Source organism: Butyrivibrio sp. Su6 (genome assembly GCF_900108105.1).
In the GTDB taxonomy this organism is placed as follows: Bacteria; Bacillota; Clostridia; order Lachnospirales; family Lachnospiraceae; genus Butyrivibrio.
Window position 1 is genome coordinate 61,193 of the sequence record NZ_FNUR01000006.1, and the last position, 17,375, is coordinate 78,567.

Genomic DNA, 17,375 nt, shown 5'->3' on the forward strand with positions numbered 1-17,375 from the left:
TGGGAAAAAGGGGAGGACTTAATGCTTAAAAAGATAGGGAAAACTATACTGATACTTCTGGCAATACTGGGGATCTTGTTTATTGTTATCATGCTAATACCTACGGATGATGAAAGTCCTGAGACGGTACAGACAGGTAATGATTTGACAGAACAGCCACAGGAAAGCAGTTACACGAATCCTTATGCTGATATCGATGTGGTATCAGTGGATACTGACGCAAAATCAGCCACAATAATGATCTACATGAATGGATCAGACCTTGAGTCAGAGGCGGGGGAGGCATGTGAAGATATAGAGGAGATGCTTACCTCTGGCATAGGGAATAATGTAAATGTCATTATTCAGACCATGGGGACAAAAAAGTGGCATGGCTTTGGGATATCTTCACAAACGGCACAGACATACAAAGTAGATAACGGAAATCTTGTTTTGGTGAGAGATAATCTGGGACAGCTTGACTGCACAGCAAAAGATACGTTATCGGAATTTGTGGGCTTTTGTAAAACAAAGTATCCTGCTGACAGATATCTTTTTGTATTTTGGAATCATGGCGGCGGCCCGGTTTATGGATTTGGTTATGATGAGTGGCAGGATGAAGAAGACAGTCTCACCATTGATGAGATGGCAAAAGCTTTTTCCGAAAACAGTGACATTCAATTTGACATGATCGGAATGGACTGCTGTATTATGGCCAGCATGGAAACCTGTTACGCCCTTTCGCCTTATTGCAAATATGCTCTCCTTTCAGAGGATTTTGAATCAGGACTTGGTTGGAACTACAGCAGGTGGATGAAGTCTTTTGAAGAAAATCCGGGAATGGCAACACCTCTTTTGGGAAAATATATTATTGATGACATAATAACAGACAACGAAAATGAAGATGGCGGTGATTCAGCCTGTCTTGCTCTTTTTAACGTATCGGTTGCCACAGATCTATTCAATGCCTGGAAAAATTATGCATATAAAAATGAATATAAGCTTCTTGACAAGAATTATAGTAGAAACCATAAGGCTAAAGGAAGAGCGATTGAGGAATGGGATTTTTGGGGATCTGATGGTAGCGATGTAACTCTTTCAGATTATTACATAAGCGACATACTGGCCCTTATGGAAAGTGTGGATAACAACAGTGATGAGGCCAAAAAGCTTATGTCTGTACTTAAGGCTTCTGTGGCATATTACGGGCACACATCAGACAAAAATGAGCTTACAGGACTCTCGGTTTCGCTGCCCTATGGAGACTCTGACTTTTATGATAAGTTGAAAGATGTCTTTAAAGGCATATCTTTAGACAATGAGTATATCGAATGGCTGGGATCATTTGTTTCAAGTGACGGATATGATGACTACTACGATTATGGTGGTTTTGAGGATGGTTGGAGCGGTTGGGGATCCTACGAAAGCGATTATGGTTTTAACTACAGCAGTGGTGGCTCGGGGCAGTATTTCTTTGATGGCGATGATTATGAAAATGACTGGGTATATGATCACGAAGAAAAAATCTGGTACATGTATGAAGGAGATGTCCTCTATCTATATGATGACGAGACCAATACTCTGTTCTATTACGATGAATATGAGGACAAATACTACTACTACGATGAAGATCAGGATGACTGGTTTGAAGTAGAGGAATAAGTAAATATGAAATTTTTATGAAGTTGGTTTTGACTTATTGACAACATGTAGCTAGCTACGTATTATATAACATGTAGCTAACTACATGTTTTCTTTTTGCGGAAAAATCATTCCGTTGAAAAGCACTGAAAAGAGAGGGATAAATGAGCTGCACAGACGAACAAAATGAGTTTTTTAGAGATCGCGAGCATGAGCCCATAGGCTTTAAGTTCAAGCTTATCCATGAGGGCTTTGTTGCAATGTTCAATAGAGAGCTTAAGGAAGATGATATTACTTTTTCTCAGGTTATGGTGATCTCGTACCTGGATGAGCACAAGGATAAAAAAGTAACTCAGAAGGATATTTCTGAAGCTCTTCATATTAAGCATCCAACTACGATAGGTCTTTTGAAGAGGCTGGAAGAAAAGGGCATGATCACAAACGTGACAGACCCTGACAATCGCAGGTGCCGAAATGTTACTCTGTCAGAAAAGGGTCTTGAATTTGTTGATAAACGAAGGGAACGAAGAAAAAACACTGACTATTATCTGGTTAATGGAATGACAGAGGATGAGATTGCAGCCTTAAGAAAGCTTTTGGATAAAGTCATAGATAATATGGGTTCGATAAATACCAGATGAGATGTTAATTATAGGGTTTTTTACCCTAATTATTTTATAAAGGGAGAGTTATATGGTTAAGACATTACTAAAAGAAATAAAGGAATTTAAATTTCCTTCCATAATGACTCCGATTTGTATGATCGGAGAAGTTATCTGCGAAATGGTAATTCCGATCCTGATGGCCAGAATCGTCGACTTAGGTATATATGGCGGCGATATGGCACTTATCTTTAGAACAGGCGGCATGATGATCGTGATCGCAATATTGGGACTTATTGCCGGTCTTGGCGGAGCTTATTTCGGAGCTAAGGCATCAGCTGGTTTTGCCAGAAACTTAAGAAAGGCTATGTTCGATAATATTCAGTCATTTTCATTCTCGAATATAGACAAGTTCTCAACTTCAGGTCTTGTAACAAGACTTACAACAGATGTAACAAACATCCAGAATGCCTATATGATGACACTCAGAATGGCTATGAGAGCACCTTCATCTCTTATTATTGCCATGATCGCAGCATTTACTATAAATGCTGAGCTTGCTTCTATATATCTGGTTGCTGTGACTATTCTTTCAGTTATCATGGTATTTATCATGAACAGGGCAACTAAATATTTCAAAGAAGTATTTGAAAAGTATGATGCTCTAAATGAGAGTGTTCAGGAAAATGTATCAGCCATCAGAGTAGTAAAGGCTTATGTAAGAGAAGATTACGAGAACAATAAGTTCAAAAAAGCTGCTCTAAATATTTACAATATGTTCGTAAAAGCAGAATCCAACGTTGTTTTCATGAGCCCTATCATGACTGGAACAGTTTATGTATGCATTCTTCTTATCAGCTGGCTCGGCGCACATATGATAGTTGGCGGAAGCCTCACAACAGGTAATCTGATGAGTCTTTTGACCTACTGCATGACAATCCTCATGAACCTCATGATGCTTGCTATGATCTTTGTTATGCTCACTATGGCTCAAGCAAGTGGTAAGCGAATCGCAGAAGTTATCGAAGAAAAAACAAATATCACAAATAATGACAAGGCCATTAAAAATGTTCCGGACGGAAGTATTTCTTTTGACCATGTAAACTTTGCATATAACCAGACTTCAGAAGAGCCTGTGCTTAAAGACATAAATCTGGAGATAAAGTCCGGCGAGACAATAGGTATCATCGGAGGAACAGGTTCTGCGAAATCTTCTTTGGTAAACCTTATAAGCAGACTTTATGATGTCACAGGCGGTTCTGTGAAGGTCGGCGGAATCGATGTAAGAGATTATGATCTTGAGACTTTAAGAGATCAGGTTTCTGTAGTACTTCAAAAGAATGTGCTGTTCTCAGGAACAATTCTTGATAACCTCAGGTGGGGCAATAAGGACGCAACTTTGGAAGAATGCCAGAGAGCCTGTAAAATGGCCTGTGCTGACGAATTTATAGAGAAGATGCCTCAGGGCTATAACACAGAAATTGAGCAGGGCGGCACCAATGTTTCCGGCGGACAGAGACAGAGACTTTGTATTGCAAGAGCTCTTTTAAAGAAACCAAGGATCCTTATCCTTGATGATTCAACAAGTGCTGTTGATACGGCTACAGATGCCAAGATAAGAAAAGCTTTTGCAGAGGAAATACCAGGAACAACAAAGCTTATCATTGCTCAGCGTATAAGCTCAGTTCAAGGATGTGACAGAATAATTGTCATGGACGATGGTAAGGTGAACGGATTTGGAACACACGATGAACTTCTTAAGTCCAATAATATTTACAGGGAAGTATATGAGTCACAGACCGGAATGAGCGGCGACGCAGATTTTGATGAAAATAGAGAGGTATGAAGATGGCAGAAACAAAACAGATAAAAGCAGGTCCCGGTGGTGGAAACAGACGTGGAATGCCAAGACCTAAGGTACAAAACCCCGGTGCTTTATTTAAAAGAATAATGGGATATGTTTTTAAATACTATCCTTTACATATGATAACTGTGCTTGTTTGCATACTGTTAACAGTATTTTCAAGCGTTCAGGGAACTCTTTTTACAAAGACACTTATTGATTCCTACATTCAGCCAATGCTTGACAGTGGAAACAGTGACTACGGCCCACTTCTTGCTGCAATGGGAAGAGTTGCGATATTCTATGGAGTAGGTGTGATCGCAGCTTTTGTTCAGGCAAAGGTCATGATCTACATAAACCAGGGAACACTAAGAAAACTCCGTGAAGAGCTCTTTGTCCACATGGAGAGTCTTCCTATAAAGTACTTTGATACAAATGCCCATGGCGATATCATGTCAATCTACACCAATGATATTGATACATTAAGACAGATGATAAGCCAGAGTATTCCACAGATGCTCAGCAGTGCGATCACAATCGTGAGCGTTCTGATCTCTATGGTTGTGCTCAGTATTCCATTGACTCTGATAACTCTTTTGATGGTTGGAATTATGCTGTTTTGCTCAGCTAAGGCCACAAAAGCTTCAGGTAAAAACTTCGTGGCTCAGCAGAAGAACATTGGCTCATTAAATGGTTATATTGAAGAGATGATGACTGGTCAGAAGGTAATCAAAGTATTCAATCATGAGCAGGAAGCAATCGAAAAATTCGATGAGCTCAATCAGCAGCTTTATGAGAGTTCCTTTAAGGCTAACGGCTTTTCCGGTGCTCTTGGCCCGATAAATGCTCAGCTTGGTAATACAAGTTATGTTATCTGCGCCATGATAGGTGGTGCGATAGCTCTTTCTGATTCAGTTGCTGTTGGCTTCACTGTTGGTGCTCTTGCAAGTTTCCTTACTTTCAATAAGAGCTTCTCAATGCCTATCAACCAGGTAAGTATGCAGTTTAACTCAATCATAATGGCACTTGCAGGTGCAGAGCGTATTTTCAGACTTCTTGATGAAAAGCCTGAGACAGATGAAGGATATGTAACCTTGGTTGATGCAGAAATCAAGGACGGACAGGTTGTTGAAGCAGATCATCACACAGGTCACTGGGCTTGGAAGCATTATCACAAGGCTGACAACACTACAACCTATCAGCCAATGGAAGGTGATGTTACATTTAATGGCGTAGACTTTGGTTATACAGATGAAAAGATGGTTCTTCACGATATCGTCCTTCACGCAAAGCCTGGTCAGAAGATTGCCTTTGTTGGTTCAACAGGTGCAGGAAAGACAACAATCACTAACCTTATCAACAGATTTTATGATATTCAGGATGGTAAGATCAGATACGACAACATCAATATCAACAAGATCAAAAAAGCTGACCTTCGCCGTTCACTTGGTATAGTTTTGCAGGATACACATCTTTTCACAGGAACTGTGCGCGACAATATCCGCTATGGAAAGCTTGATGCCACAGATGAAGAGGTAATTGCAGCAGCTAAGCTTGCAAATGCTCACAGCTTTATTAAAAGACTTCCTGAAGGGTACGACACAATGCTTACAGGTGATGGAGCAAACCTCTCACAGGGCCAGCGCCAGCTCCTTGCTATCGCCAGAGCTGCCATTGCAGACCCGCCGGTGCTTATACTTGATGAAGCTACTTCATCAATCGATACAAGAACAGAGAAAATTGTTCAGGACGGTATGGATAAGCTCATGAAGGGCAGAACTACCTTTGTTATTGCCCACAGACTTTCAACTGTCAAAAACAGTGACTGTATCGTAGTTCTCGAGCAGGGCCGCATCGTTGAGCAGGGAACTCACGATGAACTCATTGCCAAGAAGCAGCGTTACTACCAACTCTATACAGGAAATAAGGCAGAGGAAACTGCATAAAAGAAAAATGTGAACAAAAAAACCAGTAATGACGCAGTCATTACTGGTTTTTTGAAATTCGCAAAAGTATTATTATCCGATGGCTTTTTTAACGGCCTCAAGAACACGGTCAGCCTGGAAAGGCTTAACGATGAAGTCCTTTGCACCAGCCTGAATAGATTCTATAACCATTGCTTGCTGACCCATAGCAGAGCACATAATACAAACCGCATTAGGATCCGCAGCCTTAATTCCCTTTAGGGCTCCAATACCATCAAGCTCGGGCATTGTGATATCGAGAGTTACAAGGTCGGGTTTCAACTCATTATATTTTTCGATTGCGATCTTTCCGTTCTCTGCTTCGCCGGCAATCTCATATCCATTCTTGGAAAGGATATCCTTAAGCATCATACGCATGAAAGCGGCGTCATCAGTAATGAGTATTCTTTTTCCCATATTGAACCTCCAATAAGTAATTTAGTATGAGACAATTAAAACAATTTCTTTTTAAAATTTAATGTAGTTCAGTACATAATCTATTGTAACACAACATTTTAAAAATAAGCGTTAAATCGTTATGCAAATAATTAAAATTTGATAAAGTCTCTGAGAAAAATATTTTAACAATTAAATTAGTTTTGCTTAACGGGAAGTGAGTAATCATACTCAAAATCCTCGTGGATAACGATTTGCCACTGTTTTATGCTGTAGAAATTGTTTGAAATGCTCAAATTGTTTGCAGTATTAGTAGTTATCGTAATATCAAGAGATTGATTATCGGTAATTGGTATACTTTCTTTTATTATACCATCAACCATTCCTAAATCATACCCTGAATTTACTGCCGCAAGAAAAGCATTTCCTTGGTGACAAGCATTATAGTATATTCGTTCACGTTCTGCAAGCTTATTGCTTAAAGTGTAGTCTGCCCTTGAGTTTACAAGGGAAAGGCAGGCAAACGATATGAGACTTAGAACTGTAAAAATAAGTAAAATGGAGGCACTTCCTACATGGGCGCCCGGTGGTCTTTGACTTCCTGCCATTATTTATCCTCCTATGTATGTGTCAACAGATATGCTGTGGATAACATTTGGATCGTCATCAGAGGCTTCAAGAAGTGGTTCAGAAAGCTTCCTGACATCTATGATCTTGATTGTGCCGCAGATGGCGTTTCCTTTGAGCTTTACATTATATTTTGTAACATCCGAGTATGCTTCACCTGCAGGTATCTCTTTGGTACTCAGTATTGCCTCAAAAGAAGCTTTTGCTGAATTGCCATCCATGTATTCCCAGTTATCATCAAAAAAGATTATGAGATTTTTGTCTGAAAGAAATGCAGAAGGGTAGGATCTTCCGATTTCATGTATATCGCCTTTTGCGCTGACAAAGCTTTCTGCAAGGGACTGGGACCATGTGACAGCATGATTTAAATTTACTGTTCTGTCAGCCATCTCATGGGATGCTACAAAAAGTTTTACGCATACTGCTGCAGAAAGTGAAAAGAAAAAAACTGCAACTATAAGCTCCATAAGGAAAAGGCTTGTTCTTGAATTATTTCTCTGGTTCATTTAGTTTTCCTCTGTGCTTCTTTTGGCTATATAGACGGCTTCGTTCTCGCCATCAGCTAATACGATATTTACAGATAAAAGAGCTTCCGACGCATAGGAAACATCAAAAGAGTGGATTTCTAGGATCTTCTGACCTGATTGCGGATAGAAGCTTGTCAGATCCGCTCTTGCATAAAGCTCCATAAGATATCCGTTGTAGTCATAAATATAAGTGTTATATAAAGTTCCATTGACTTCCTCTTGCAAAACAAGAGTGTTCTGACCGAAGAGGTTTGTGACAAAGATTGCGCCATTGTTATCAGATTGTCTGACTTTTTCAGTGATATAAGCACAGGCGGTCCTGTGATCATAGTTGCTTCCCATGGTTTCCACGTTCTTTTTGTAGATACCGGCGCCCAAAGAAATAACGGAAAGAGCAGACAGTATAAATAAAAGCATGAGACACAGTATGAATGCCACATCTACAATATGATGTTTGTTCTTCACATATTCCATATGTTTTTCCTGCTTAATTGTTTATTTTGATGACTGTTACATCGGGATAAAGATTCGAGGCAATGGGCTGGTAATCCACAAAAAAAGTGGTTTTGTCATAGGTAAGTCCGTAATGATCTTCAAGATATGACAGATCCGGTGGATACATTCCCTCGATCGCATAGCACTGCACAATATCCCTGGCTAAAGCGCTCTCCAGCGACTCCTGCTGCTTTTCAATAGTGTTTTTTCCTGACGCGTCAACAGCAAAGTAAAATAACAGGATAATAGCAGCAAAAATGACTGCAGAAAGAACCCTGTATACGCTATCTGATATGTTTAAAATTTTGCTTTTCTTTTCAAACCTGTTTGTCATTTACTTATCCTATAGATGTCATGATGCCCATAAGCGGCATGATTACTGATAAAAGGATCATTCCTACTATTATGGAGAGTATTATTACCAAAGTCGGTTCTATGATAGAGATTATTGATGAGATCTTTCTCTGGGTCTCACGCTCAAATCTGTCAGCAATCTGTTTCATTGCCTTATCCATTGATCCGGATTTGAATCCAACATCCACCATCTGTGCATAGAATGATGTGAATATTTTTGAAGCTAAAAGAGCTTCCGGAAAAGAGCTTCCGTCAATGAGCAATTCTTTACACTTGTCGATTTTCTCTTTCATTTCATTTGATTCCACAAGCTTTTTTACCAGGGCGAGACCCTCAAAAGTGTCCATGCCACTTGAAAGAGTCAGGACCATTCCGCTTGCAAAACGCTCGCTTTCAAGCTCTTGCATAAGCTTTTTGGTCGGTGCGAATCTGCCGATGAATTTTCTGAATGCCTGGCGGCCTGAGACGGTATAAGTGATATAGAAAAATAAAATTGCCAAAAGAACCAGAATCGCTACGAGTATAAAGGAGTATCTGTTAAGGATATTTCCCAGACTTAAAAGTGACTGGGAAAAACCGCTCATTGCAGTTCCAAGCTGAGCAAAGACCTGCTCGAAAATAGGAAGGACCTTTAAGACAAGTACCAGCACAACCACAAGCATCATAAATACCATGACGAGAGGGTAGCTGATGGCACTTTTTATACTGGATTGTATACTGTCTTCCCTTTCGTAGTAGTCGGCAAGAGAGTCCATAACTACATCTATGTTTCCGGATTCTTCACCGATCGTTACCATGTGAGAGACATAATCCGGGAAAACTCCGCTCATAGTCAGGGCAACATGGAATTTTTCGCCGCTCCTTAGGACCTGACTGATAGAACTAAGGATCTCTTTTATGGAAGCGTCATCAGTGTCCTGAGTTAGTATCTCAATGCTGTCAGAGGGAGCAATACCGGCCCTTAAAAGAAGAGCAAGCTGCCTGCAAAAGCTTGATATTTCGTAGCTGTTTAGCTGTTTGATTTTTCTTTTTGTTTTCATAATCCATTCCCTAATAGATGTATTTTACGGAGTAATTTGATCCGTCTCCAATAAAGCTCTTTAGTTCTTTTTCATTGACATTGGATGCAAAGGTTGGATCCATGAGTGACCACTCTGTTCCGTCAAACTCGATGATTCCGTTGACCCAGCCAACATCTGTTATATAGGTGCTTATCCATGCGTGATAAGCAGTTCCTGCGTAGCCGACTTCCATTCTGGTAGGGATCCTCTGACTTCGCAGCATGCTGCTCATAAGTACTGCATAATCAAGACAGATTCCTTTTTTAGTTGAAAGAACTTCATCAATATCAGGAATATAGCCGCTTTGAACGGTTTCGGCTTCTGTGTAGTCGTAGGTGATGTTGTCAATCATAAAGTTGTAGACTGATGAGACAACTTCCAGGTCGTTGTTGCAGGAATAACTGAGCTCCTGTCCCTTGGAAATAGCCGCATCATCTTTTGTGAAATTGACATATTGATTGGGATATAAAAAAGGTGAAAATTCATTGGAAATATTTACCTCGACCATCTGGGAAAAGACCATGGAATACTGAGTCTTTTCTATGTTCTCATAAACATTTACAAGGTATTCACCATTGCCTGACTGAAGAGGGAAAACCTCATCAGTGGGAGTCTGTGAATTTAGATTATAAGTATATGTAGTCTCATCAGGTCCTGTTATCTGCAGCTTGACCTTGGGCGATTCGCCGGTATATCTGACGATCACGTATCCTTCAGAAGAGTTGGAAGCATCAAGATGAGCAAATTCATTCTCATATGTAACAGTTCCGCTCGCTTCAGGAACAAGGCAAACAGGAGTATTATCCCTGGCGCCCTTTACAGGAGCAGAAGCTGTACTTACTTCCTCTGATCCGGAACTTGAGTCAGAGGGAATAGTGCGAGACTCAGAAACAGTTTCACTGCTTCCACACCCTGAAAGAATAAACAGGATCATGCCTGAAACTATAAATATTTTTTTATCAAAAAAACGATTAATCTTCATTATTATATTTTACAATAGTTTGTGTGCTGTGGGGATTCTTTTTTTGAAGGTGTAGTATTCGGTGAATCCACAGTCTTTGACAATATCTGTCATGACATCAAAATGCGTCGCAACTCTGTCGGGAGTGTGGGCATCTGAGCCAAAAGTAATTATCTTTCCGCCCATTTCCTTATATCTTTTTATTATTTCAGGGCATGGATTGGGCAAAAGATCCATATCCGCATATGCAAGGACTTTTGAGTTCAGATCCAGTCCCTTGTCATTCTTTATAAGATGCTCAAGGATCGCATCGATCTTTTCACTATATCTTTTGTAGGAATAGGTATCATCGCCCTCGGGAACATAGCGGGATATATAATCAAGGTGCCCAAGAACGTCAAAGTCCGTGAATTTCGTGATGTTCTCCAGGGTTTCATCAAAATACTTATTGAAAATATTATCCACAGTATCAGCTTCCCAAAAGTCGCTGTAGAAAGGGTCTCTTTTATCTAACAGATGTTGTGAAGCTATAACGAAATCAAAATCATGCTCTTTGACAAATTCAAGATTTTCTTTTACGCAGTCATCCTGCATTCCTACTTCAACGCCAAATCTGATAGTTATCTGGTCCTTATATTTATTATTGTAGTAAGAATATTCTTTATAATAAGCATCAACATCAAGCATAAATGGGTCCGGTGGAAGATCCGGTAAAAGAGGGTAATTCAGGTCCAGGTGCTCTGTGAAACAGATCTCGCTAAGTCCCTGCCTGATAGAAGATAAGATCATCTCTTCCATTGGCGCCTGACTGTCGCCTGAATTGTGGGTGTGCATGTGATAGTCCGGTGGAAGTAATTTATTCATAATATCCCTGCTCCAAAGTTATCAATATTGAGAAGTACATGTTTAGTATTTTTTAAGCATATTCTAGCATAAAATTTTACAATCTTACTTGATTTATGCATAAAAGTTTATTAGAATAAGAGTTGCTGATAAAAATTTATCAAATATGATATTGTAACAGCAACTAAATATATAATTCATTTTAGGAGGAACTTAAAATGGCAGTTAAAGTAGCAATCAATGGTTTTGGCCGTATCGGTCGTCTTGCATTCAGACAGATGTTTGAGCACGAAGGAACAGAGATCGTAGCAATCAACGATCTTACAGCTCCTAAGATGCTTGCACACCTTCTTAAGTATGATTCATCACAGGGCAAGTACAAATACGCTGATAAGGTATCTTACGGCGAGGATTCCATTACTGTAAACGGTAAGGAAATCAAAATCTACAAGGAAGCTGATGCTAATAACCTTCCTTGGGGAGAAATCGGAGTAGACGTTGTTCTTGAGTGTACAGGTTTCTACACATCAAAGGATAAGGCTCAGGCTCACATCAACGCTGGTGCAAAGAAGGTTGTTATTTCTGCTCCTGCAGGAAATGATCTTCCTACTATCGTATATAACGTTAACCACGAGACACTTACAGCAGATGACAACATCATTTCAGCTGCATCTTGCACAACAAACTGCTTAGCACCTATGGCTAAGGCTCTTAACGATTTCGCACCTATCCAGTCTGGTATCATGGCTACAATCCATGCTTACACAGGTGATCAGATGATCCTTGACGGACCACAGAGAAAGGGTGACCTTAGAAGAGCACGTGCAGGCGCTGTTAACATCGTTCCTAACTCAACAGGTGCTGCAAAGGCTATCGGTCTTGTTATCCCTGAACTTAACGGCAAGCTCATCGGAGCTGCTCAGAGAGTTCCTGTTCCAACAGGTTCAACAACACTTCTTTTCGCAGTTGTTAAGTCTGACAAGGAACTTACAAAGGAAGCAATCAACGAAGCTATGAAGAAAGCTTCAGATCCTGAGACATTCGGATACAACGAGGATGAGATCGTATCTTCAGATATCGTTGGAATGACATATGGTTCACTCTTCGATGCTACACAGACAATGGTTACAGCAATCGGCGATGGCCTCTATGAAGTTCAGGTTGTTTCATGGTATGACAACGAGAACTCATACACATCACAGATGGTTCGTACAATTAAATATTTCGAGAAATTCGTTAAGTAATCACCTAGCGAGGTTTTTTCGAGCTTGGTGTACTACTTAGTTCTGGCGAGCGTAAGCGAGAGCAGAACTTCCTTGTGAATGCATTGAGCAATTATCAAAGGGTCCGGTCCCTTAGGACCGAACCCTTTTTTCTTTGAAAAACAATCCCAGGAGGAAAAATAATATGAGTCTTAACAAAAAGTCAGTTGATGACATCAACGTAAAGGGCAGACGCGTACTTGTTCGTTGCGATTTCAACGTACCTCTTAAGAACGGCGAGATCACAGACGAGACAAGAATCGTTGCAGCTCTTCCTACAATCAAAAAGCTTATAAAGGATGGCGGCAAGGTTATTCTTTGCTCACACCTTGGAAAAGTAAAAAATGGCCCTAACGAGGGTGAGTCACTTGCTCCTGTAGCTAAGAGACTTTCAGAGAAGCTTGGCAAGGACGTTAAGTTTGTTGATGATTACAACGTAACAGGCGCTGCAGCAACAGGTGCTGTAGAGGCTATGAAAGAGGGAGATGTTGTTCTTCTTCAGAATACTCGTTTCAGAGGCAAGGAAGAGACAAAGCCTGAAGAGGCTGGTGAGGCTTTTGCAAAAGAGCTTGCTGATCTTGCTGATGATTATGTTTGTGATGCATTCGGTTCAGCTCACAGAGCACATGCTTCTGTAGCAGTTGTAACAAAGTACATCAAAGAAAAAGGCGGAAATAACGCTGTTGGATATCTTATGCAGAAGGAAATTGACTTCCTTGGAAATGCAGTAGAGAATCCTGTAAGACCTTTCGTAGCTATCCTTGGTGGTGCTAAGGTTGCTGATAAGCTCAATGTTATCAACACTCTTCTTGAGAAGTGCGATACACTTATCATCGGTGGTGGTATGGCTTACACATTCCTTAAGGCTAAGGGATATGAGATTGGTAACTCTCTTCTTGACGACAGCAAGATCGACTATTGTAAAGAGATGATGGAAAAGGCTGAGAAGTCAGGCAAGAAGCTTCTTCTTCCTATCGACACAGTTTGCATCGATGAGTTCCCTAACCCTATCGACAACCCATCAATCGCTACAACAATCGTTGATTCAGATAAGATTCCTTCAAACAAGGAAGGTGCTGATATCGGACCTAAGACTATCGAGCTTTACTCAGAAGCTGTTAAGTCTGCTAAGACAGTAGTTTGGAACGGACCTATGGGCGTATTCGAGAACCCTGTTCTTGCAAATGGTACAAAAGAAGTTGCTAAGGCACTTTCTGAGACAGAAGCTACAACAATCATCGGTGGTGGTGATAGTGCAGCAGCTGTTAACCAGCTTGGTTTTGCAGACAAGATGAGCCACATCTCAACAGGTGGTGGAGCTTCTCTTGAGTTCCTTGAAGGCAAGAAGCTTCCTGGCGTATACGCAGCAGATGACCGCGCTTAATAAAGTCAACTTAAAGGAGAATACACAATGGCACGTAGAAGAATTATTGCAGGCAACTGGAAGATGAACAAGACTCCTAGCGAGGCTGTTGCACTTGTTGCTGAGCTTAAAGATTTAGTAAAAAATGATGCTGTAGACGTAGTTTACTGCGTTCCAGCTATCGATATCGTACCTGTAGCAGAGGCTGTTAAGGGTACAAACGTACATGTAGGTGCAGAGAACTTCTACATCGTAGACAACGGTGCATTTACAGGCGAGATTTCAGCTCCTATGCTTAAGGATGCTGGTGTTGAGTATGTTATTATCGGACACTCAGAGAGAAGAGATATCTTCGGTGAGAACGATATCCTCATTAACCAGAAGGTTAAGAAGGCATTTGCATCAGGTCTTACACCTATCCTTTGCTGTGGTGAGTCACTTGCACTTCGTAAGGCTGACACATACAAGGAATGGATCGAGAGACAGATCACATGGGATCTTGATGGCGTAACAGCTGATCAGGTTAAGAAACTTGTTATCGCATACGAGCCTATTTGGGCTATCGGAACAGGCGAGACAGCTACAGCAGATCAGGCTGAAGAAGTTTGCGGACTTATCCGTAAGCTCATCGCTAAGCTTTATGATCAGGCTACAGCTGATGAAGTTCGTATCCAGTATGGCGGATCTATGAACGCTGGCAACGCTGCTGAGCTTCTTTCTAAGGAGAACATCGATGGTGGTCTCATTGGTGGAGCTTCACTTAAGCCAGACTTCGGTAAAATCGTTAATGCTTAATAAATGATATAAAAAGCGGGCATCCGTCAGATGCCCGTTTTTTTATATCATAGGAAATTGCTTCCTATGATATAAAAAATCGCTCCGCTAAGGAAGCGCACTCGCGCGATTGGAAGATGTTGCATAAATGCAACCGCGCTCGGCGCGAGAATGTCGCAAGCGACATTCTATTTTAATATCATAGGAGATGGAATAATGAAATTGATATTTATAAGGCACGGAGACCCAAATTACGAGATTGACGGATTAACAGATAAGGGCAAAGTGGAAGCTCAGCTCTTGGCAAAACAGATTAAAAACTTAAGTATAGATGAAGTTTTTGTCTCACCTCTTGGAAGAGCAAGAGCTACAGCAGATTACTCGTTAAAAGAGCTCAATCTGACTGCTACGACCTGTGATTGGCTCAGAGAGTTTCCTGCTGAATTTGATGCCAATATTGCTGATGATGAGACAAAAAGGGCATATAAAACAGAACTTAGAAAAGACGAAAACAACGGGATATATCATAAACGAATTCTGTGGGATATGCTTCCTTCATACTATGGTGATCATCCTGAGCTTTTTGATGTTATTGGATGGCGTGATTCAGACCTTGTAAAGGCATCTGATATGATCACTAAATACGATAATGTCATACAAAATTTTGACGCGCTGCTTTCAGACCATGGGTATAAAAGAGATGGCCTTATATATAAGACTGATAATGGCAACGACAAGACACTGGCCTTTTTCTGCCACTTCGGTATAACCGGTGTATTGTTATCACACCTATGGAACGTATCACCATTTGTTCCGCTTCAGTTCCTTGCAACAGCTCCTACGTCAGTTACTGAAGTTGTAACTGAGGAGCGTGAAAAGGGAATTGTAACTTTCAGGACACTTCGGGTTGGCGATACAACTCATTTATCAATGGGCGGTGAAAAACCTTCATTCTCTGCAAGATTCTGTGAAAAGTTTGAAAATATGGACGAACGACATTGATAATAAGGTATTTTACGACCAATCGAGTTGGTTTAATTGCCTTAATTGTGATATAGTTACTTGGTATGCGTGGTGGCAGATAGATTTATCTTTTGACCTGCTATCAATAGGCTGGAAAAATGGAGTGATCATGAAAAAAAACAATATAATACTGATAGGTATGCCTGCTTCCGGAAAGAGCACAGTAGGTGTAATTCTTGCGAAGATTCTTGGATATAACTTTATTGATGCGGATATAGTGATCCAGGAGAAAGACGGAAGAAAGCTCTCTGAGATTATAGAAGCAGAAGGAATAGATGGATTTGTGGATCTGGAAAACAGGATCAATTCTGAAATTGAAACTGAAAAGACTGTTATTTCCACCGGTGGTAGTGTGGTGTATGGAAAAGAAGCCATGGAGCACTACAAAAATATAGGAAAAGTTGTGTATCTTAAAGTCTCTATGGATGTCCTCACAAAGCGCTTAAATGATGTTAAGCAGCGCGGAGTTGTTATGAGAGAGGGGCAGTCTTTGGTCTCACTTTACAACGAAAGAACTCCTCTATATGAGAAATATGCTGATTACACCATTGATGAAGGAACTCATACAATGGAAGAAGTGATCGCTGACATTCTCTCAGCAATCAGCTAATGGTATATATTACCTGTTAGATTATGACAGGTAAGGGAAAATTATGAAAAGAGATTTTAAATTTGATAATATAAAGGCTTTGTTGATATTTCTGGTGGTTCTGGGACATTCACTGGAATATTTATATGGAGTTAAGGGCACATATGGAGCAATTAGAGCAGTTATCTATTCATTCCATATGCCGGCCTTTGTTTTTATTTCAGGTTATTTTGCCAGCAGATCAAAAAGCTCTGTATCAGAAGTTGTTGTCAAATACCTTGTAACATATCTGATATTTAACACGCTTTTTGCAATCTCTCCCTGGCACGTGGATTCACCTTTTAATTTTTTGTTTCCTCAGCTTATTTACTGGTATCTGTTGTGCCTGTGTTTCTGGAGAATATCTGTGGGAGCGATTGCCGGTATAAGGTTTGCAGTGCCTCTTTCAATTCTTTTTACACTTTACATCGGGACATGTCCGCAGGCTGACAGATTCATGTCTATATCAAGGGCTGTGTGCTTTTTTACATTTTTCCTGATAGGATACAAGTTTTCTTTTCGATGGATAGAGAAGATAAAAAAGCTATATATGGCCTGCGCACTGGTCGGAAGTATGGCACTGACAGTAGCGTTTTACTACAGACATATCATTCCGGTTAAGATGTATGAGTATATCCAGTCGTATTCATCGACAAAGGTTGGAAATGCAGCCGGAATAGAGATGAGGATAATCATGATGTTGCTATCGCTTATCATCACGCTTTGTCTCATAGGCCTGATGCCCTCAAAGGAATACTTTTTCACCATACTTGGGAAAAACAGCCTTTGTATCTATCTTGTCCACATTTTTGTTATCAAGGCTGTAGCCCAAAGCAAGGTATTATCTTTTTCAAACACCTGGGCCAACGTGGCTGCCGCAGCTATGCTGTCTCTAGCCATATGCTTTGTTTTATCACTGCAGGTACTAAATACAGCTTATAACAGGTTTATCAGTAAAATATCCGGTGTGCTCATTATTCAAAAAGACTTACATATTAGCCCTACTTGAGGAAAGTAGGGCTTTGCTGTGCT

Annotated in this window: 18 protein-coding genes; 10 read left to right on the forward strand and 8 right to left on the reverse strand. The window is 40.4% G+C overall.

The features are described from left to right. The first annotated feature begins 21 nt into the window (after nucleotides 1-21). The 4 genes from C4S54_RS08310 (at nucleotide 22) to C4S54_RS08325 (ending at nucleotide 6,011) form a co-directional block, all read left to right on the forward strand. Entirely contained in the window at nucleotides 22-1,641 is a 1,620-nt protein-coding gene (locus C4S54_RS08310) for a clostripain-related cysteine peptidase (protein WP_103869116.1), read from the forward strand. A gap of 143 nt (nucleotides 1,642-1,784) precedes the next feature. After that, on the forward strand, nucleotides 1,785-2,261 hold the full coding sequence (locus tag C4S54_RS08315; RefSeq protein WP_103869117.1) for a MarR family winged helix-turn-helix transcriptional regulator: 477 nt from the start codon (nucleotides 1,785-1,787) through the stop codon (nucleotides 2,259-2,261). 52 nt (nucleotides 2,262-2,313) lie between these two features. After that, nucleotides 2,314-4,068 (forward strand): ABC transporter ATP-binding protein, encoded by a 1,755-nt coding sequence (locus C4S54_RS08320; protein ID WP_103869118.1) that lies wholly within the window; start codon nucleotides 2,314-2,316, stop codon nucleotides 4,066-4,068. Between the two features lie 2 nt (nucleotides 4,069-4,070). Next, on the forward strand, nucleotides 4,071-6,011 hold the full coding sequence (locus C4S54_RS08325; RefSeq protein WP_103869119.1) for an ABC transporter ATP-binding protein: 1,941 nt from the start codon (nucleotides 4,071-4,073) through the stop codon (nucleotides 6,009-6,011). Nucleotides 6,012-6,083: 72 nt separating this feature from the next. Here the strand turns inward: C4S54_RS08325 and C4S54_RS08330 are convergent, their stop codons facing one another. From C4S54_RS08330 to C4S54_RS08365, 8 genes are all read right to left on the reverse strand, one after another. Beyond that, nucleotides 6,084-6,446, reverse strand: coding sequence for a response regulator (locus tag C4S54_RS08330; protein ID WP_022773049.1), 363 nt, complete (start codon nucleotides 6,444-6,446; stop codon nucleotides 6,084-6,086). A 176-nt stretch (nucleotides 6,447-6,622) separates the two neighbouring features. Further along, complete coding sequence (locus C4S54_RS08335; protein ID WP_103869120.1) at nucleotides 6,623-7,033, reverse strand: hypothetical protein; 411 nt, start codon at nucleotides 7,031-7,033, stop codon at nucleotides 6,623-6,625. Between the two features lie 3 nt (nucleotides 7,034-7,036). Then, a complete protein-coding gene (locus C4S54_RS08340; RefSeq protein WP_022773052.1) occupies nucleotides 7,037-7,558 on the reverse strand; it encodes a hypothetical protein in 522 nt (173 codons plus the stop codon). Beyond that, nucleotides 7,559-8,053 (reverse strand): DUF4860 domain-containing protein, encoded by a 495-nt coding sequence (locus tag C4S54_RS08345; RefSeq protein WP_103869121.1) that lies wholly within the window; start codon nucleotides 8,051-8,053, stop codon nucleotides 7,559-7,561. Between the two features lie 13 nt (nucleotides 8,054-8,066). Then, entirely contained in the window at nucleotides 8,067-8,408 is a 342-nt protein-coding gene (locus C4S54_RS08350; protein WP_103869122.1) for a hypothetical protein, read from the reverse strand. A gap of 4 nt (nucleotides 8,409-8,412) precedes the next feature. Beyond that, entirely contained in the window at nucleotides 8,413-9,468 is a 1,056-nt protein-coding gene (locus C4S54_RS08355) for a type II secretion system F family protein (RefSeq protein WP_103869123.1), read from the reverse strand. A gap of 10 nt (nucleotides 9,469-9,478) precedes the next feature. After that, nucleotides 9,479-10,471 carry a transglutaminase-like domain-containing protein gene (locus C4S54_RS08360; RefSeq protein WP_103869124.1) on the reverse strand — a complete coding sequence of 331 codons (993 nt, stop codon included), beginning with the start codon at nucleotides 10,469-10,471 and terminating at the stop codon, nucleotides 9,479-9,481. A gap of 9 nt (nucleotides 10,472-10,480) precedes the next feature. Then, nucleotides 10,481-11,314 carry a histidinol-phosphatase HisJ family protein gene (locus C4S54_RS08365; protein ID WP_103869125.1) on the reverse strand — a complete coding sequence of 278 codons (834 nt, stop codon included), beginning with the start codon at nucleotides 11,312-11,314 and terminating at the stop codon, nucleotides 10,481-10,483. Nucleotides 11,315-11,511: 197 nt separating this feature from the next. Here C4S54_RS08365 and gap point away from each other — a divergent pair, with 197 nt between their 5' ends. From gap to C4S54_RS08395, 6 genes are all read left to right on the forward strand, one after another. After that, nucleotides 11,512-12,537 carry a type I glyceraldehyde-3-phosphate dehydrogenase gene (gene gap / locus C4S54_RS08370; RefSeq protein ID WP_022773061.1) on the forward strand — a complete coding sequence of 342 codons (1,026 nt, stop codon included), beginning with the start codon at nucleotides 11,512-11,514 and terminating at the stop codon, nucleotides 12,535-12,537. Between the two features lie 163 nt (nucleotides 12,538-12,700). After that, complete coding sequence (locus tag C4S54_RS08375) at nucleotides 12,701-13,939, forward strand: phosphoglycerate kinase (RefSeq protein ID WP_103869126.1); 1,239 nt, start codon at nucleotides 12,701-12,703, stop codon at nucleotides 13,937-13,939. Between the two features lie 27 nt (nucleotides 13,940-13,966). Next, the gene (gene tpiA / locus C4S54_RS08380) at nucleotides 13,967-14,713 is read left to right on the forward strand and encodes a triose-phosphate isomerase (RefSeq protein ID WP_022773064.1); all 747 of its coding nucleotides are present in this window, start codon (nucleotides 13,967-13,969) and stop codon (nucleotides 14,711-14,713) included. Between the two features lie 195 nt (nucleotides 14,714-14,908). Beyond that, a complete protein-coding gene (locus tag C4S54_RS08385) occupies nucleotides 14,909-15,694 on the forward strand; it encodes a histidine phosphatase family protein (RefSeq protein ID WP_103869127.1) in 786 nt (261 codons plus the stop codon). A 130-nt stretch (nucleotides 15,695-15,824) separates the two neighbouring features. After that, on the forward strand, nucleotides 15,825-16,325 hold the full coding sequence (locus tag C4S54_RS08390) for a shikimate kinase (RefSeq protein ID WP_022773066.1): 501 nt from the start codon (nucleotides 15,825-15,827) through the stop codon (nucleotides 16,323-16,325). A 43-nt stretch (nucleotides 16,326-16,368) separates the two neighbouring features. Continuing rightward, entirely contained in the window at nucleotides 16,369-17,352 is a 984-nt protein-coding gene (locus tag C4S54_RS08395; RefSeq protein ID WP_103869128.1) for an acyltransferase family protein, read from the forward strand. Nucleotides 17,353-17,375: the final 23 nt, after the last annotated feature.

What these genes read in the sequence shown, in the direction of transcription:
- C4S54_RS08315 (WP_103869117.1), top strand. Translation starts at nt 1,785, where the DNA reads ATGAGCTGCACAGACGAACAAAATGAGTTTTTTAGAGATCGCGAGCAT.
- C4S54_RS08320 (WP_103869118.1), top strand. Translation starts at nt 2,314, where the DNA reads ATGGTTAAGACATTACTAAAAGAAATAAAGGAATTTAAATTTCCTTCC.
- C4S54_RS08340 (WP_022773052.1), bottom strand. Translation starts at nt 7,558, where the DNA reads ATGAACCAGAGAAATAATTCAAGAACAAGCCTTTTCCTTATGGAGCTT.
- C4S54_RS08355 (WP_103869123.1), bottom strand. Translation starts at nt 9,468, where the DNA reads ATGAAAACAAAAAGAAAAATCAAACAGCTAAACAGCTACGAAATATCA.
- gap (WP_022773061.1), top strand. Translation starts at nt 11,512, where the DNA reads ATGGCAGTTAAAGTAGCAATCAATGGTTTTGGCCGTATCGGTCGTCTT.
- C4S54_RS08335 (WP_103869120.1), bottom strand. Translation starts at nt 7,033, where the DNA reads ATGGCAGGAAGTCAAAGACCACCGGGCGCCCATGTAGGAAGTGCCTCC.
- tpiA (WP_022773064.1), top strand. Translation starts at nt 13,967, where the DNA reads ATGGCACGTAGAAGAATTATTGCAGGCAACTGGAAGATGAACAAGACT.
- C4S54_RS08325 (WP_103869119.1), top strand. Translation starts at nt 4,071, where the DNA reads ATGGCAGAAACAAAACAGATAAAAGCAGGTCCCGGTGGTGGAAACAGA.
- C4S54_RS08365 (WP_103869125.1), bottom strand. Translation starts at nt 11,314, where the DNA reads ATGAATAAATTACTTCCACCGGACTATCACATGCACACCCACAATTCA.
- C4S54_RS08330 (WP_022773049.1), bottom strand. Translation starts at nt 6,446, where the DNA reads ATGGGAAAAAGAATACTCATTACTGATGACGCCGCTTTCATGCGTATG.
- C4S54_RS08375 (WP_103869126.1), top strand. Translation starts at nt 12,701, where the DNA reads ATGAGTCTTAACAAAAAGTCAGTTGATGACATCAACGTAAAGGGCAGA.
- C4S54_RS08395 (WP_103869128.1), top strand. Translation starts at nt 16,369, where the DNA reads ATGAAAAGAGATTTTAAATTTGATAATATAAAGGCTTTGTTGATATTT.
- C4S54_RS08360 (WP_103869124.1), bottom strand. Translation starts at nt 10,471, where the DNA reads ATGAAGATTAATCGTTTTTTTGATAAAAAAATATTTATAGTTTCAGGC.
- C4S54_RS08350 (WP_103869122.1), bottom strand. Translation starts at nt 8,408, where the DNA reads ATGACAAACAGGTTTGAAAAGAAAAGCAAAATTTTAAACATATCAGAT.
- C4S54_RS08385 (WP_103869127.1), top strand. Translation starts at nt 14,909, where the DNA reads ATGAAATTGATATTTATAAGGCACGGAGACCCAAATTACGAGATTGAC.
- C4S54_RS08310 (WP_103869116.1), top strand. Translation starts at nt 22, where the DNA reads ATGCTTAAAAAGATAGGGAAAACTATACTGATACTTCTGGCAATACTG.
- C4S54_RS08390 (WP_022773066.1), top strand. Translation starts at nt 15,825, where the DNA reads ATGAAAAAAAACAATATAATACTGATAGGTATGCCTGCTTCCGGAAAG.
- C4S54_RS08345 (WP_103869121.1), bottom strand. Translation starts at nt 8,053, where the DNA reads ATGGAATATGTGAAGAACAAACATCATATTGTAGATGTGGCATTCATA.